This is a genomic window from Devosia sp. (genome assembly GCF_965229025.1).
Lineage (GTDB): Bacteria > Pseudomonadota > Alphaproteobacteria > Rhizobiales > Devosiaceae > Devosia_A.
Map to the genome: position 1 here is coordinate 678,997 of NZ_OZ245853.1, position 15,577 is coordinate 694,573.

Here is a 15,577-nt window from a genome sequence, read left to right on the forward strand (position 1 = left end):
AATCGATATAAATGGCGGGGGTTGACCCGGCCCCTGGGACAGGACGGATGGATATGCCCGTCAATCACTAACGAGGTGAGTCGTGCGTTCTTCTGCTCAATACCTGAGTTCGTCTGCCGCGGCGGCGCGCCTTGGGGTCTCGGCCAAGGCGCTGCGGCTCTATGAACAGCGTGGCCTTGTGACGCCGGGGCGCACCGCCGCCGGGTGGCGGGCTTATGGGCCGGAGGACATGGAGCGTGCTGCAGAGGTGGTGGCGCTGCGAGGGATTGGATTGAGCCTCGCTCAAGTCAGTCGCGTCTTGGCAGGCAATCCCGCCGAGCTCGAGGCAGTACTGGCGGCGCACCAGGCTAAGCTGGAGGGGGACGCCGGCCATCTGGGATTGGCGATCGAAAATCTGCGGCGCCTGCGGGCGCGACTGGCTGAGGGAGAGCGGCCGGCGGTCGTTGAGATTGTCGAGGCGCTGGGGAAGCTGGGGCCAGTTGGTGTTGGATTTGCGCTGCCGTGGCCGTGGGGCGGGGAGTGGTTCGAGCTCAATACGCTGCGGCCGATCACCTACATTGTTGGCCCATTGGGAAGTGGCAAGACACGGCTGGCGAAGCGGATTGCAGAGGAACTGCCGGATGGAGTGTTCCTCGGGCTGGAGCGCAAGCGCGGTAACGCAGGCAATAGCGCGGCTGTCGATCGGGCTCTGGGGTGGCTCCTCGAGGAGGGCGCTACTGTGTCGGATGCCCTGGTGGCTCTGCTACAGGGGATCGATGTTGAGGGCGCCACCGCGGTGGTGGTCGACATGGTCGAGGACGGGCTGGACCAGGCGACACAGGAGGCGGTGATTGGATACCTGCGGGCGGGTGGGGCCGGGGCGCGGCCGCTGTTCCTGATGACGCGGTCGAGTGCCATTCTGGATCTCGCAGCGGTGGGGGCCGGCGAGGCGATCCTTTACTGCCCGGCTAATCACAGTCCGCCAATACTGGTGCAGCCCTATCCGGGTGCGCCGGGATACGAGGCGCTGGAGATGTGCCTCGCGACGCCAGAGGTGCGGGCGAGGACTGCGGGTGTGGTGGCTTTTCGGCCGCAGGTGGGGTGAGCGGTCAGCGGGGGATGGGGCGCTTGTTGCCGGCTTCATCAAGAGCGACGTAGATGAAGCGGCCGTCGGTGACCTTGACGCGGTCGGCGATGCGGTTGCGACGGGCCCAGGCTTCGAGGCTGATGGTGACCGAAGTGTTCCCGATGCGCTCAACGTGAGTGTAGACGCAAAGGATATCGCCGACCTTGACCGGGGCGATGAAGGTCATCGCTTCGACGGCGACGGTAGCGACGCGGCCGCGCGCCACTTCGACGGCGGCGATGGCGCCGGCAAGATCCATCTGGCTCATCACCCAGCCGCCGAAGATATCGCCTGCCGGGTTGGTATCGGCGGGCATGGCGAGGGTCCGGATGGTGAGGGTGCCGACGGGCTCGGGGGCGAGATCAGTGGTCATGGTGGAGCGGTCCCTTGGGCGGCCAGCGGCCAATTTCTTCTTCCCAGTGTCGCCTGCAGAGCGAGACATAGACAGACTTTTCGATCGACACCTGGTTGCCTTCGGTGAGCACGCCACCATCGGTATTGCGGCGGACCACCATGGTGGCCTTGCGGCCGCAGTGGCAGATGGTGCGAATCTCGCGCAGCTCATCGGCGACGGCGAGAAGCTCGGAGGAGCCGGGGAAGAGCTTACCCTGGAAATCGGTGCGGAGCCCAAAACACATGACCGGGATATCGAGGCGGTCGCTGACGCGCGCCAGTTGCCAGACCTGATCAGCAGTGAGGAACTGGGCTTCGTCGACAAAGACGCAATCGATCTTTGATTCCTGGACGTGATCGTTGATGCGCTGGAACAGATCGTCCTCGCTGTTGAACATTTCGGCAGGGGCAGAAATGCCGATGCGCGAGGAGATGACCCCGACATCGCCCTCGGCATAGAGCGAGGAGGTGAAGAGCAGCGTGCGCATGCCGCGCTCGACATAGTTATAGGATGCCTGCAGCAGCAGCGTCGACTTGCCGGCGTTCATGGTGGAGTAGGAAAAGTAGAGCTTGGCCATGGCGGCCTTTGTGCCGTAGCCGCGCCCCGGCTGCGAGGACAAAGCGGCACTCTCAACAAAAAATCGGCCGCCTGGCGGGGGCGGCCGATCAGATGCCGAGATAGGATCGGCGCGGGGCGGACGGTTGGCGGCGTCAGTGGCCCCGCAGGAAGTTTCCGGCCGCAAGTGTTGGCGGGAGCGGCCGGCAAAAACCCGAGGTGTTGGGGGACAACCCGAGTATTGGTAAGTTATTGTTAAGACGTGACACTCATGTGACGCGCGGCGATCATATTCACGTCACTATGTGCGACTAGCCAAGCGATACGGGTGGGCACTCGCAAGGGTACTTGGAGAGCAAGTCATGCAGGTTTTCAAGGTAATGGGGGCGCTGGCCCTGGTGGCTGGGCTGTCGGCGCCGGCATTGGCGGTAGACACATCGGTGGTCGGGGTCTGGCAGCCGGACAACAAGGAATCCGATTATCAGGCGACGCTTTGCGGAGACGACCAACAGCGCTTGTGCCTGCAATTGGTGGCGCTGCGCGCCGGAGCGGACAAGCCCAAGAACCGGCCGTATCTGGGCAAAAATATCGTCGATGGGGCTAAGCCCAAGGGTGACAAGAGCTGGCAAGGCCAGCTGAACCTCTTCGGGCAGACGGCGGACGCGACCTTCACGCTCAAGGGGCCCGACGTGCTCGAAATGAGCGGTTGCGCCTATCTGGTGGTGTGCAAGACGATCAAGCTCAATCGGATCAAGTAGCGGCGGGCCGGGCCCGGCGCGCATTGAGCGCCGGCACGGCTTCGACGAGGATGATGGCGCAAAAGATAAGCGCTGCGCCCGCATAGCCGAGAATGCTCAGGCGTTCGTTGAGGAGCAGTGCGCCAGCGAGCGCCGCGAACAGGCTTTCCGACGAGAGAATGATGGCGGCGTTCGAGGATGGGACGTGTTGCTGGCCTATGGCCTGCAGCGTGTAGGCCACGCCCGTCGAGAGCAGCCCGGCATAGGCGATCTGCACCCAGCCGCCAGCCATGCCGGCGAGCGTCGGCGTTTCAAAAGCAAAGCAGAGAATGGTGATGGGAATGGCGGTGAGGCCGAAGCTCAGCGCTGAAATCACAACCGGCAGTCCGGTATCGCGGGCGAGGAGCCCGACAAGAAAGACGTGCCCGCCCCAGAACACGGCGCTGACGATGAGCAGGACGTCGCCAAGGTTGAAGGCATCGAGGCCGCCGTTCAGCATGTAGATGCCGAGGAGAGCCAGGGGTGCGCCGGCATAAATGACCGGGTGGGGACGGTGCCGGAGCGCAACCCAGGCGATGATGGGTACCGTGAGCACATAGAGGGACGTGAGGAAGCCACCGTTGGTGACGGTGGTGAACAGCAGGCCATATTGCTGCAGCAGCGAAGCGCAGAGGAAAACTCCGCTCAGGAGGACAACGAGCCCCCATTGGCGCCGCGTGAGGGCAGGGCCGTTGGGCCGCTTCCGACGGTATTCCAGGAGCGCCAGCGGGGAGAGCGCGAGGGCGCCGAGCCAGAGGCGGGCGGCTGAAAAAGTCAGCGGGCCCATGCTCTCCATGGCGGATTTTTGCGACACGAAGGCGAGCCCCCAGATCGCGGTGGCGAGCAGCATCAACAGGACGGCGACAGGGCGGGACATCAGGGAATGAAGGCTGGCGGCGCCTTACTTCAGTTCGACGTCGAGGGCGGCGATCAGCTGATCGATCTCCGCCGGGCTGGTGTAGTGGGTGAACGAGAGCCGGAGCACGCCGTGGCCAGGATTGATGCCGAGGCCCTCGAGCAGGCGATAGGCATAAAAGTGCCCGCCACCGGCCATGATCTTGTGCTTGGCCAGACGGTCGGCAACGGTGACCGCCAGTTCGTTGAGGCCGAGGGCGATGGTCGGGGCGCGCAGGTTCGGGTCGGATGGGCCGATGAGGCGGACGTTATTTTTCGACCGAAGGAAATCGAGGAGCGGCTCGAGGAGCGCCACTTCCTGGGCGCGCATGGCGTTGTGGGCTTTGACGAACGGGGTGGCGCCGGGGGTATCCGGCGCGAGGGCGGCGACGCGCTCCAGATAGTCGACGACACCTGAAGACGCGGCGATCTGCGCGTGGTCGGGGCCGGCGGGCACGAGGCGCTTGCGCGGCTGGGTCTCGTTGAAGAAGTGCCCCTGGTTGGGGAGCTCTGAGGCCAGCGAGGGACGGATGGCCATAATGCCCTGATGCGGGCCGTACACCTTGTAGGCGGAGAACAGGTAGATATCGCAACCAAGCGCGAGGAGGTCTGGCAGGCCATGCGGGGCGTAGGAGACGCCATCGACCACGGTGACCGCGCCAAAGCTCTTGGCCTTCTGGACGATCTCGGCGACGGGGTTGATCTCGCCGACGATGTTAGAGGCGTGGGGGAAGCAGACGACGCGGACTTTGGAATCGAGCAGCTTGTCGAGGGCTGCGGGATCGAGGTGGCCGGTCTGTGGGTCGACTTTCCACTCGCGGATGACGATGCCGCGGTCGGCCAGTTTGCGCCAGGCGCCGGAATTGGCCTCGTGGTCCTGATTGGTGACGACGATAGCGTCGCCCGCCTTGAGCCAGGCGCCGAAGGCATTGCCCAACGTGTAGGTGTTGGCCGAGGTGGAGGGGCCGAAATGGATCCACTCCTGGCTGACGTTCATGGCCTGAGCCATGCGGCGGTAGGAGAGGTCCATGGCCGCGCCGGCTTCGCGCGAGGCAAGGTAGAAGCCGTAGGGCTGTACCTTGGTGGCGAGGAAATAGTGCTGCAGCTTGTCGAAGACCTGGCGCGACATATAGGAGCCGCCGGCGTTTTCGAAGAAGGCCCAACCCTCGAGGCTCGGTTGTTCGAATGCCGGGAACTCGGCGCGAATGAGGGCAGGATCGAGCGGCAGCGAAGACGTCATTTTGGGCAAGCCTCGGTGTGCAGGGCCTGATCTGGTTAACCGACGCCCCCGCCAAGGGCAACAGGGGAAAAGGAAGAAGCCCCGGCGAGGGTGGCCGGGGCTTCATTGAACGGTTGGTGGACCGGATTACTGGGTTGGGGGCATGGGACCTCCGGTCACCACCTGGTCAGCGGTGCGATCGTGACGCGGGAGTTTCGTCCCAATGATCGCACCTCAGGAAGGTCAACCGTCCAAACCGTCATCGCCCGGTGCCGGCATATCAGGAGCCATCGGGCCACCGGGAGCACCCGGTGCGCCGGGGGGCTGCATGCCGAAATCACCGGCGTCGCCAACATCACCGGGGCGGCCGCCGAAATGGCCACGGGTCAGCTGCTGCTTCTGCGCGTCGGTGAGGCTGGCATAGAAGGCCTTGAGATCGGGGAGGACGCTGGTCATTGCTGCGAGGCGCGCTTCGTCGACCTTCAGGCGAGTTTCCATGCGGGTGATGGGATCAGGGCGCTGGGCTTTGTCGGCAGACTTTTCCGGCAGCACGGTGCTGCAGGTGTCGTTGAACTTGGTCTGCGCCGTGAGTGCCGTGGTGCGGAAGGTGTCGAACAACTTCTGCTGGTCGGCGGTGAGCTTCAGACGCTCGGCCAGCTTGTCGTAGCGGCCATCCATGCGGTCGGCGGCCTTGGCGTTGCAGGCGAAATCGACGAGTTCGAAGCGCTTCATGCCGCCAGGCTGGGCCTTGGCTTCAAGCATGCGGTGATTGCGCTGGCCGCCATTGTCGCCGGGGCGCTGCGGGCCTTCGGCGAAGGCAGCGGGGGCGAACGAGGTGAGGCTGATTGCGGTAACAAGCGCGGCGATGGCGCTGGCGCGGGTAGGGGTCATTGTGGTCTCCTCTAGGTGGTTTGCTCAATGGCCGGGCAACCCAACCCGACGCAGACCAAACTAGAGCGCTTCGCCTATCCCCAGCGTTGCCGGAAGGTGAAGGATTGGAGAGTTTGGTGAGGTTTGGGGGGCTTTTGCAAACTTGCCTAGCCTGTGGCCAGAACCGGTCTTTGCGGTGCCGGGATCGCAGTGCGACGCTTCCGAAGGCGGCGCAGAAAAGGCCCCCTCACCCGACGCTACGCGTCGACCTCTCCCCCAAAGGGAGAGGTGTGGGGCGGCTAGATCGTGCCTCAGCCTTACCTCTCCCCTGGGGGAGAGGTCGGACCGAAGGGCCGGGTGAGGGGGCCTTCTTCCTCGTGAATTTCGACGGTCAACCGGCGATGTATTCCTTGAGGGCCAGGGCTTCCTGTTCGGCTTCCTCGATCTTGCGTTTGACGACGTCGCCGATCGAGACGATGCCGACCAGCTTGCCGCTGTCGACGATGGGGATGTGGCGGATGCGGTGGCGGGTCATCTGCTCCATCAGGTCCGACACGGAGGCAGCCGACGTGGTGGTGATCACCTTGGCGGTCATGGCGTTGCGGACGGGGGAGGCGAGCAGTGCCACCGGGTCCTTGTCGAGGCGGCGGACGATGTCGCGCTCGCTGAGGATGCCGGCGACTTTGCCCTTGGCATCGACGACGACGACGGCACCGATCTTGTGGGTGTTGAGCATGCGCACGGCTTCAGAGAGCGGGGCGCCGGCCTCGACGGTGATGACGTCATGGCCTTTGGTCTGAAGGATATTGTCGACTTGCATCGTATTGGTCCTCCTCACGGGTCGTCATTGTGCGCCCGGAGAGAGACGAGGACAATAGTCAGAAAGATGCAGCGGTGGACAGTCAGGTGGTCTCCGCAGCAAAACTGCTGCGAAGACCAAGGGTTAGCGCGTGTGACTACTTAGTGGGTGCTGCTGCCTTGAGATCGAGTTTTTCCTGCTCGGTGTCGGTTGCATCAGGTTCGGTCGCGGCCGGCGCCACTTCTGCCACGGGGACCGGGTCGCCGCTGGCGGTAGCGGCGATGGACACGCGGCCGGCCAACGCGGCGGGGTTGGTCTCGAGGGCGCTGAAATCGAGAAGGCTGATGCCGGCGGCGTCCTTGGAGGTGATCGTCAGACTAAGCTTCGAGTTCTGCCCCGCGAGGAACTTGCCGATCTCGGCCACGGCGGCCAGCGAATCGGTGTCGTTACCGAGGACGGCGAGGGTCATGCCCTGTGCCATGCCGGCAAGTGCGGTGCGCGAGGTGGAGAGGGGCTGGCCGCTCTCGGCTGCAGTCATCTGCAGCATGAGGTCGTAGAAACCACGGTCTTCGAGATCCATTGTCACCGTCTGGACCGTCAGGCCCATGGCGGCAGTCAGGGCAGTTGTGTCGCTGTCGCTGAACAGATCGGACGTGGCGTTGCCGATGGTGCCGGTGATGGCGACGCGGCCGAAGTCGGCGGTGTCGAGGAGAAGATCGTCGATCACGATGGTCTTCGTGGCGTCATCCCAGTGCAGTTTGACATGCGTGTCGCTCTTGATGGCGGTGATGTCGCGAGCGGCAAGCAAGGGCGCAGCAGGGCCGTTGGCGAGATCGGGCGGCAGCGGAATGTTGCTGCCATCGAGGGCGAGCGAGATGGCGGCAGGTATGCCGTTGATGTAGTTGCCCAGCGTGACGTCGAAATTGCCGAACGTGCCGGTGTTGCGGGCGCCTTCGGCTTCCGGCGAGGGGACGTCGTAGGTGACGTCGGAAGCGCTGAGACCGTCGATGGCGGGGATCAGCTTGCGCCAGTTGGCGGCGAACCAGGCTTCGTCAAAGACAATGCCGGGCGCTTGAAGAACCTTGATGGGGCCATTGAGGTCCATCTGCTTCCAGGTGAGGTTGCCCAGCTTGACTTCGCCGTCGTCGGCGACGGCCACATCGAAATCATTGAGGCTGATCGGCGGATAGATGCCGGGCTGGAAGCCGCCGACGGTAATGGTGCCGGACGCGACGGTCACAGCCGCGCCGGTCTCGTTCTTACCCGAGCACGAGAAGCCGTCGAAGGTGACGGGCTCGGAGGAAAAGGCGGTCAGCATGTCGGTGTAAAAGCCGATCAGCGTCCCTACTATTTCGGGAGAGGGCGGGGTGCTGGCCTTTTCGGCGGCCTGGAGCTGCTCGCTGATCGCCGAGAGTTCGGCGAGGGAATGCTTGAGGGGCCGGGCGCTGAACGTGCCGGTCTTTGCTGCGCCGATGTCGCAGGAGAACTGGTCGGAACTCATCTTGCCGCCAGCGAAGGTGAAGTCCGAGTAGATGGGCTTCATTTCGGTGGAGCCGGTGTTGGCCGTCAGCCCGTAAAAGCCGAGCATGCCACCGATATCGAAGCGGCCGGTCGACATCTCGTTGAACGTCGCCACAAGGTTGGCTGTGCCCGTCAGTTCTGCCCCGCCGATGCTGGCCGATGTCGCCACGCCATCGGTCACGTCGCTGAGTTCGATGTCGCGGTAGGTGAACACTGTGGGGGTGGCTTCGCCCGGAATGAGGGCCTGGAAGCTGATTTCGGGGATGGTGATGGACTTGGCGGTGAGGTGGGCCAGATCGCCGAGAGCGCCGTTGGGGGTGGACGAGAACAGCGTGCGGATCGCGGGTTCGCTGAGATTGCCATCGACGACGGTGATGGATGGGACCTTGAGCGTGTAGGCGGCGCCATCCTGCGTCGCGATATCGATGACGGTCAGGGTTTCCGCGCTGGCGGCGGCCGCAAAGCCGGTGGAGAAGATCGTGCCCAGAAGGAGGGCCCGGGCGGTGCGACGGACGGCACTCGCCGCGGGATAGGATGATGTCATGGTGATTTCCTCAATCTCGAAGGGACACTTCTGTCTCGGCACATAGTAATGACCGGGGGAGGGCCCGGCCATTGTGTCTCACACCAATGCTGTCTGCAAGATGAACGCAGGGGTTGAACCTGTCGCGAATTCAGCCCTCACCGTGTCCCGGACGCCAGTTCAGGATAGGCCCGTCCGCCCGCGACTGGTGCGGGCCAAAGCTTGAGGTCAGCGCGCTGCGGATGACTTCGACGAGTACAGCAAAAATCAGCGCGCAGAGCGGCACAAAGAGGAGGACCACCCCGGCTTCGACATTGCCGCCGAAGGTCAGCGCTTCCGATGGCAGGGCGCCGAGGGCGAATGCCGCGATGACGCCGAGGAAAACGAGGGCGAACGTGATGGTGGCGACGGCGGAGACGCTGCCTGCGGGCGATGCTGGATGAGCGGTGTGGGCGGTCGTTTTGGCCGCTCCGGCAGTGGCGGGGGACGGGAGCAGGGCGATCGCCTGCTTCCTCGATTTGATCCGCGCCTTCAATCTCGACTTGGCGATGCTGGGGATACGCATTCTGGGTGGCCTCACTCACGACTTCACAACGCGGTGATAAGGCCATCTGAATGCGCAGAACTCTCGTTGCTTAGGTGGTGAAGCGCGTACCATTTGGCGGCAATCGTGTGGCCGACTGGTAAATGGACATTAACCCCGATCGGCGCGCGACGAACGCAGGAGGTCTTGATGAACTCGCTCGTATCCAGTTTGCGTGTGCTTTTGGTGGTGGGAATGATGCCCGCCGTGATTGGGATGATGCCTGCTAAAGCCGAGGATTCGGCGATGGCGGCGGGCCCAGCCGTGGTCGCCGTTGAGCCCTGGCAGGAGGTGATCACCAGCCAGATCGAGGCGTTTCGGCACAAGGATGCCAAGGACGCGTTGAAGTGGGCAGGTGCGGGGTTCCAGGCGGCGTTCCCGACGCCAGAGGCGTTCTTTGTGGCCATCATCGGGTCAGGCTACGCGCCGATCATGGAGTCGCGGTCGCACAGTTTTGGCACGTTCGAGAAGACCGGCGAAAAGGTGGTCGTGCAGAAAGTGAAGTTTGTCGGCACGGACCAGAGCCTCTATGAGGCGTTCTACCAGCTGGCTGAAGAGCCGGCCGGGTGGCGCGTGCAGGGCGTGCAACTGATCAAGCAGAACGCGATCGGGATCTGACGGGGACGCTGATGCCCCCAAGTCCAGTGATTGCTAATTTGCGGTGAGCGAAATATCTGTCTCGGCTGACTTTGCCGGGAGTAGATCACATGGCCTTTCTGTCTGACGCGCTGGGGCGCATCCAACCCTCTGCAACCGTTGCGATTTCGCGCAAGGCTGCCGATATGGCGCGCGAAGGCAAAGATGTGATCTCGCTGGCAGCGGGCGAGCCGGATTTCGATACGCCAGAGCATGTTCGCGAGGCAGCGATCCGGGCGATCAACTCCGGCAAGACGCGCTACACCAATGTCGATGGCATTCCGGAACTCAAGGAAGCGGTAGCGGCGAAGTTCCGGCGCGACAACGGGCTGGATGTCGAGGCAGCAGACTGCTTTGTGTCAGCTGGCGGCAAGCAGATCATCTTCAATGCGTTGATGGCGACGCTTAATCCGGGTGACGAAGTGGTGATCCCGGTGCCGTACTGGGTGAGCTATCCGGAAATCGTGCGGTTGTGCGATGCGAACCCGGTGTTTGCGGTGGCGGATGCTTCGACTGGGTTTAAGCTCAAGCCGGAAGTGCTGGAAGCGGCGATCACGCCCAAGACCAAGTGGCTGATCCTCAATACGCCTTCGAACCCGACGGGCGCCGCGTACACTGCAGATGAATTGCGCCGGCTGGCGGATGTGCTGCTGCGGCACCCGCACGTGCACATCCTCACCGACGATATCTACGAAGTGCTGGTCTATGACGGCGGCACGTTCGCGACTATTGCCGGGGTCGAGCCGAAGCTGCGCGAGCGGACGCTGACGATGAACGGCGTGTCGAAGTCGCATGCCATGACCGGCTGGCGCATCGGCTATTGCACCGGCCCCAAGCCGCTCCTGGGCGCGATGCTGAAGCTGCAGAGCCAATCGACCACCAATCCGTCTTCGATCTCGCAATGGGCGGCAGTGGAAGCGCTAAACGGGCCGCAGGAGTTCCTGAAGGGCTGGCGCGACGTGTTCCAGGGGCGGCGCGACCTCGTGGTGCGCGGGCTCAACGCCAATACCGGGCTCGACTGCCTGACACCCGAGGGGGCGTTCTATGTGTTCCCGTCGGTGAAGCGGCTTCTGGGCAAGACATCTGGCGGGGGCAGGGCGCTGACCACCGACGCGGATTTCGTGCTGGCGCTGCTCGAAGAGACCGGCGTGGCGCTGGTGCACGGTTCGGCGTTCGGGCTCGCTGGGCATATGCGGCTCAGCTATGCGGCCAGCAACGCGCAGCTTGAGGACGCGGTGCAGCGCATCCAGGGATTCTGCGCGCGGGTGAGTTAAGGCGCCGATGGCCCACCCCGTCACCGAGGCGACGGCCAGCGGACTGCTGGATGTCGGCGATGGCAACCAGATCTGGTGGGAGGAGGCAGGAACGCCGGACGGTGTCGCGGCGCTCATCCTCCATGGTGGCCCGGGTTCGGGCTTTTCGCCAAAGGCGCGGCGGTTCTTTGACCCATCGCGCTACCGGATCGTGGGGTTTGACCAGCGTGGCTGCGGGCGGAGTACGCCGCATGCGTCGGGAGAGAGTGTGGACTTCTCGGTCAACACCACGGCGCATCTGATCAGCGATATCGAGGTTTTGCGGAGCCATCTCGGGGTGGAGCGCTGGGTGATCTATGGCGCGTCGTGGGGGACGACGCTGGGGTTGGCCTATGCCCAGACTTCCCCAGAGCGGGTGGCGGGGATGGTGTTTGCCGGGGTCACGACGACGCGCCGCAGCGAGATCGACTGGCTGTATCGGGGACTGGCGCCATTGTTTCCGGAAGAGTGGGCGCGGTTTCGTGCCGGGGTGCCGGTGGGCACGCCCGAGGATGGGATGATCGCTGCCTACCATGACCTGCTGTTCGATCCGGACCTTGCGGTGCGGGAGAAGGCAGCGTGGGATTTTGATGCGTGGGACAATGCCAGCGCTTCCGTGATGCCCGTGGCGCGTGAGGTGCCGAAGAGCGAGATCAATCGGGTGCTTGGGCGGGCGCGGATTGTAACGCACTTCTTTCGGCACGCGGCATGGCTGGAGGACGGCGCGTTGCTCAAGGGGGCGTCGCGACTAGCCGGAATTCCTGGTGTGCTGGTGCAGGGGCGGCTTGATCTGCAGGGACCGCTGGTCACGGCGTGGGAACTGGCTCGGGCGTGGCCGGAAGCGGAGCTTCGGATTATCGAGGGTGCCGGGCACTCCAGTTCCGACGCCGGGATGGAAGACGCGATCGTCGAGGCGCTTGAGCGGTTCGCTTAGCGAGAGCCTGTGTGAGTGCTCTCTCCCGGTCTACCGCCGACCCAGAATGACTTCGGTCACACGGTCAAAATTACCCTCGTTCCCGTCCTCGATGACCTTGCGGTGCTTGAGGAGAAAGTCCGCGTTCTCGAATGTCCAGTACATGGTGATGCGTGTCTGCGCGCCGAGGTCTTCGAAGGTGACGGTGCCGAGATAGTAGGGGCCGCTGCGATGGTCGACAACGAAGCGGTGCGGGCGTTCGATGGTCTTGAAGACCAGGTAGTTCTTGTACTGCTTACCGTCGGGGCCGGTGAAGGTGAAACGCCAGTCGCCGCCTTCGCGCAGGTCGATGTGTTCCGTCTCAAGGGTAAAGCCGTTCGGTCCCCACCAGCGGACGAGTTTTTCGGGATTGGCATAGGCGTCGAATACCGCATCGACCGGGGCGTCGATGACCCGGGTGCTGATGACGGTTCGGGCGGCCTCGTCGTCTGTGAGATGCATGGCTGGCTCCGTTAGTTAAGGGATAACTTAACCAACGAAACGGCCAATATCAAGCGGCTGTCGGTAGCAGAGCTTTGCAGTCGCGAGTGCGCTGCTCAGAGATAGTTGAGGATGCTCATGGTGTTGGAGCTCGAAGACGAACTCGATGTCGTCTCGTTGCTGCCGCCCCAGACCGACGAGCCGGTGGTGGAGCCGAGCATGCTGGCGAGCTTGGTGGCCGTTTGATAGTTCGCGACGGCGGATTCGTAGAGCTTATCTGACCAGCCGGCGGCGGCGCGTTCTTCGCTGCTCATGGCGCCGTACAGCGAGATGATGTTGCTGGCGAAGGCGGCAGGGTCGGATGAGGTGCCCGAGTTCTTCAGCCCCGCAAGCAGGGCGGCACCGCTGCGGGAGCGCATCTCGGATGAGGCGTTGCGCACCTCGGTGGCGGTGAAGTTGCCGCCGGTGTTGAGGGCAACTGCTGCCAGCGAGCGACTGTCGAAATCGGTGTAGTCGGCGAGCGATGCGCCGGCGGCGTATTGGGCATCGAGCGTGCTGCGGGCGTCGTTGCCGACATCGGCGATGGCGCGGGGCTGGCCGGTTTCGCCGGCGCTGAGGCGGGTCATGTAGGCGGCGACGGGATCGTTGTCGACGACAGGTAAGGTCTTGGGATTGCTGCTGAGTTGGGTCAGCATGCTTTCGAGCGCGGCGCGCTGGTCGGCATAGGCGGCGCTGGCTTTTTCCTCGGGTCCCATCTGGTCGTAATAGGCGAGGGCGGCGGTGTAGAGGCCCTTGATGGAGCCGGTGACGCGGCCGACGGCAGTGGGGCCGGCAAGGGCCTGATCGAAGCGGTTCTGCAGCTCGATGGCCGCAGACTTCTGTTCGTCGGCCGTGAACTTCTGGCCAGAATTGGTGCTGATGGCGAACAGCTCGCGGCGATCGACTTTGGAGAGATCGATGGTCAGCGCGCCGTCCTTGAGCGGGCTTTGGACTTTGGCATCAGCCAGCAACTGGTCGAGGGTGGCGCGGGCGTCGGCGATGACGGTGGTGAAATCCTTGAGCGCGAGGGCGGCCTTGGCGGCATCGGAGAGGGTGAGGTTGGTCGCACTGCTTTGAGAGCCGGAGGTGGTGGTTGTGGTGGCGGTCGCCTTTGCCGTCTTTTGGGCGGCAGCAAGGATAGCGGCGTAAGTGGCGGCGCCGTTGGAACTGCTGGTGCTGCTGGTGATGGTGCTCATCTTGAGGCTCCGCGTGGTGCCTGTGACGATGCATCAGCCGTGCCAGTCGGGAGTGCTTAAAACACCAGCTAGATCAGCGCTTTAACCTGCCGGGTTGGCGGGCATTGCGGGCAGTGGGCAAGAACTGCCGGGGCATTCCGGATCGGGCCATAAAAAAAGGCCTCGCTCGAGGGGATGAGCGAGGCCTTAGGGGTTTGCCGCCGAAGCAGCACACCCATGAGAACGCGACCAGGGAGGAGGACGGTCGCAATCTCTGAGAAGCCGGCCAGGGAGGAGGAGAGGCCGTCATCTCTCGGGGTCGAATATGATTGCCGGGGACGAGTCCGACAAACGCGAACTCGGAACGGCTGCCATGCACGGTGCGCAATCAGCGCGCGGCGCGGCGCCAGCGGTTGAGGGCGACGAGACTCCAGATCGCCTCGACAAGGCCAAAGGGCCAGGCGCCCTGGAGGAAGCCGTAGATCGAGCCGAGAGCGCAGAACACTGCGAAGGCGAGGACATAGTGCCGGTGTTTGCGCTCCAGCGCGTAGGTCACCAGCATGCCGGTGACGGCGAACAATCCAAACAACGTCAACGTGTCCACACGACCTCACCGGGAGAGCAGGCCCGGGCAGGAGGCGCCACGGGGCATAGGACCAAAAAAAAGGCCCCATCCGAAGATGGGGCCGATGACTGGGACCGAAGTCCAAATCGAAAGTGGTGGCAGACGGACGAGGGAGGAGGATACGCCATCTGCCGGTGGTCCTAGGCCCAGGGAGGAGGAGAGGGCTTCGAACCGGTGTCGCAGAGCAGGACCGAGGGAGGAGGAAACGGTGCGGCTCACATCGACAAACCCAATATGCGCTTTGACCATTTGGTCAGCAATGCGTCCGGGGGTATGTCAGCCATGCACTCTGCGCAGGTATAGGTCAGTGTTGCTGACCTGCGTTCACGGCGCCGTGATGTACGTAACTCAATGAATTTACGTAAAAATTTACTGCCCAGCAGAAAAAACAAGGCCCCGCTCGAGGGGAGAGCGGGGCCAGTGTTGCAGTAGTATGACTGCAAGGAGGAACAATCAGCGAGCGCTAGGAGGAGGGAGATGCGCTCAGCCGCTGTCGAGCGGGGGTATAGGACCGCGGGCCCTAGCTCACAATTGGGAAGTGATCATGGGAGCTATGCGTTCGGCGCATGCGGAGGCGTTCTGGCTAGTTGGGCAGGAAGGCGCTGATGAGGACGGTTTTCAGGTCGCTGTCGGTGGCGTAGGCGATATTGTCGAGACGCCACAAGGTGTTGTCGTAGGGGCCGGGGATCAGCCTGAGCTCGAGGGTGTCGGTGAAGTTGGCCTCCGGGTACTCGGTGAACGCATAGTCGATGGCCACTTTGGCCTCGTTCTGCATTAGGGTGACGGCGCCGACGGTGCATTTGTCGGCGTAGTCGGTCCACGATTGCCACGGGATGCCGTCGCCAAGCGGCGGCTTTTCGTCGGGCGCCTGCTTCTGGATGGTGTCGTTCTTGGCTTCAGCGTCGGCGATGGCGACCGTGAGTTCGGGGGTGAGGAGGCCGGTGATCGGGCCGGTGTCGCCAGTGAGGCGGGAGAGGCAGAAGGCTTCGCCGATCTGCGCCGGGGTGACCAGGAGCGGTTCAGCCGCCGCGGGAAGCGTGAAGAGGCCGACGAACAGGAGAACGGGAATCGGAGCTATGCGCATAGTGGGACCCTTGCTGGTCTTGCCCCAATGCAACCAAACGGATGAACAGGCTCTGAATGCTGACGCATGGGCGGAAGGCAAGGCCCCCTCACCC

17 protein-coding genes are annotated in these 15,577 nt (G+C 63.6%); 5 read left to right on the plus strand and 12 right to left on the minus strand.

The window, feature by feature from the left end; translation table 11 throughout:
• Positions 1 to 82 precede the first annotated feature (82 nt).
• A complete protein-coding gene (locus ACO06J_RS03305; protein ID WP_421759272.1) occupies positions 83 to 1,084 on the plus strand; it encodes a MerR family transcriptional regulator in 1,002 nt (333 codons plus the stop codon).
• Between the two features lie 4 nt (positions 1,085 to 1,088).
• On the opposite strand, the gene ACO06J_RS03310 is transcribed toward ACO06J_RS03305, so the two are convergent.
• Together ACO06J_RS03310 and ACO06J_RS03315 are read right to left on the minus strand one after the other, a co-directional pair.
• Positions 1,089 to 1,478, minus strand: coding sequence for an acyl-CoA thioesterase (locus ACO06J_RS03310; RefSeq protein ID WP_421759273.1), 390 nt, complete (start codon positions 1,476 to 1,478; stop codon positions 1,089 to 1,091).
• The gene (locus tag ACO06J_RS03315; RefSeq protein WP_421762441.1) at positions 1,468 to 2,076 is read right to left on the minus strand and encodes a thymidine kinase; all 609 of its coding nucleotides are present in this window, start codon (positions 2,074 to 2,076) and stop codon (positions 1,468 to 1,470) included. The genes ACO06J_RS03310 and ACO06J_RS03315 overlap by 11 nt, the downstream gene beginning before the upstream one ends.
• Positions 2,077 to 2,416: 340 nt before the next feature.
• Here ACO06J_RS03315 and ACO06J_RS03320 point away from each other — a divergent pair, with 340 nt between their 5' ends.
• On the plus strand, positions 2,417 to 2,812 hold the full coding sequence (locus ACO06J_RS03320; protein WP_421759274.1) for a DUF2147 domain-containing protein: 396 nt from the start codon (positions 2,417 to 2,419) through the stop codon (positions 2,810 to 2,812).
• Here ACO06J_RS03320 and ACO06J_RS03325 read toward each other — a convergent pair.
• The 6 genes from ACO06J_RS03325 to ACO06J_RS03350 form a co-directional block, all read right to left on the minus strand.
• The gene (locus ACO06J_RS03325; protein ID WP_421759275.1) at positions 2,805 to 3,707 is read right to left on the minus strand and encodes a DMT family transporter; all 903 of its coding nucleotides are present in this window, start codon (positions 3,705 to 3,707) and stop codon (positions 2,805 to 2,807) included. The two genes, ACO06J_RS03320 and ACO06J_RS03325, sit on opposite strands and share 8 nt — an antisense overlap.
• 24 nt (positions 3,708 to 3,731) lie before the next feature.
• Positions 3,732 to 4,964: an aminotransferase class V-fold PLP-dependent enzyme gene (locus tag ACO06J_RS03330; protein WP_421759276.1), complete on the minus strand. Its 1,233-nt coding sequence runs from the start codon at positions 4,962 to 4,964 to the stop codon at positions 3,732 to 3,734.
• Positions 4,965 to 5,186: 222 nt separating this feature from the next.
• The gene (locus tag ACO06J_RS03335; protein ID WP_421759277.1) at positions 5,187 to 5,834 is read right to left on the minus strand and encodes a Spy/CpxP family protein refolding chaperone; all 648 of its coding nucleotides are present in this window, start codon (positions 5,832 to 5,834) and stop codon (positions 5,187 to 5,189) included.
• Between the two features lie 370 nt (positions 5,835 to 6,204).
• The gene (locus tag ACO06J_RS03340; protein ID WP_421759278.1) at positions 6,205 to 6,633 is read right to left on the minus strand and encodes a CBS domain-containing protein; all 429 of its coding nucleotides are present in this window, start codon (positions 6,631 to 6,633) and stop codon (positions 6,205 to 6,207) included.
• 136 nt (positions 6,634 to 6,769) lie between these two features.
• Positions 6,770 to 8,677: a hypothetical protein gene (locus ACO06J_RS03345; RefSeq protein WP_421759279.1), complete on the minus strand. Its 1,908-nt coding sequence runs from the start codon at positions 8,675 to 8,677 to the stop codon at positions 6,770 to 6,772.
• A 130-nt stretch (positions 8,678 to 8,807) separates the two neighbouring features.
• A complete protein-coding gene (locus ACO06J_RS03350) occupies positions 8,808 to 9,221 on the minus strand; it encodes a hypothetical protein (protein ID WP_421759280.1) in 414 nt (137 codons plus the stop codon).
• 168 nt (positions 9,222 to 9,389) lie between these two features.
• Between ACO06J_RS03350 and ACO06J_RS03355 the strand changes: the two genes are divergently transcribed.
• The 3 genes from ACO06J_RS03355 (at position 9,390) to pip (ending at position 12,101) form a co-directional block, all read left to right on the plus strand.
• Positions 9,390 to 9,857, plus strand: coding sequence for a DUF4864 domain-containing protein (locus ACO06J_RS03355; RefSeq protein ID WP_421759281.1), 468 nt, complete (start codon positions 9,390 to 9,392; stop codon positions 9,855 to 9,857).
• An 89-nt stretch (positions 9,858 to 9,946) separates the two neighbouring features.
• On the plus strand, positions 9,947 to 11,149 hold the full coding sequence (locus tag ACO06J_RS03360) for a pyridoxal phosphate-dependent aminotransferase (protein ID WP_421759282.1): 1,203 nt from the start codon (positions 9,947 to 9,949) through the stop codon (positions 11,147 to 11,149).
• A gap of 7 nt (positions 11,150 to 11,156) precedes the next feature.
• Positions 11,157 to 12,101, plus strand: coding sequence for a prolyl aminopeptidase (gene pip, locus ACO06J_RS03365; RefSeq protein WP_421759283.1), 945 nt, complete (start codon positions 11,157 to 11,159; stop codon positions 12,099 to 12,101).
• 30 nt (positions 12,102 to 12,131) lie between these two features.
• Here pip and ACO06J_RS03370 read toward each other — a convergent pair whose 3' ends face one another.
• The 4 genes from ACO06J_RS03370 to ACO06J_RS03385 all read right to left on the minus strand — a co-directional run bounded on the left by ACO06J_RS03370 (position 12,132) and on the right by ACO06J_RS03385 (position 15,483).
• Entirely contained in the window at positions 12,132 to 12,581 is a 450-nt protein-coding gene (locus ACO06J_RS03370; RefSeq protein WP_421759284.1) for an SRPBCC domain-containing protein, read from the minus strand.
• A 95-nt stretch (positions 12,582 to 12,676) separates the two neighbouring features.
• A complete protein-coding gene (locus ACO06J_RS03375) occupies positions 12,677 to 13,795 on the minus strand; it encodes a hypothetical protein (protein ID WP_421759285.1) in 1,119 nt (372 codons plus the stop codon).
• 367 nt (positions 13,796 to 14,162) lie between these two features.
• On the minus strand, positions 14,163 to 14,378 hold the full coding sequence (locus ACO06J_RS03380) for a hypothetical protein (RefSeq protein ID WP_421759286.1): 216 nt from the start codon (positions 14,376 to 14,378) through the stop codon (positions 14,163 to 14,165).
• 604 nt (positions 14,379 to 14,982) lie between these two features.
• Positions 14,983 to 15,483, minus strand: coding sequence for a hypothetical protein (locus ACO06J_RS03385; RefSeq protein WP_421759287.1), 501 nt, complete (start codon positions 15,481 to 15,483; stop codon positions 14,983 to 14,985).
• Positions 15,484 to 15,577: the final 94 nt, after the last annotated feature.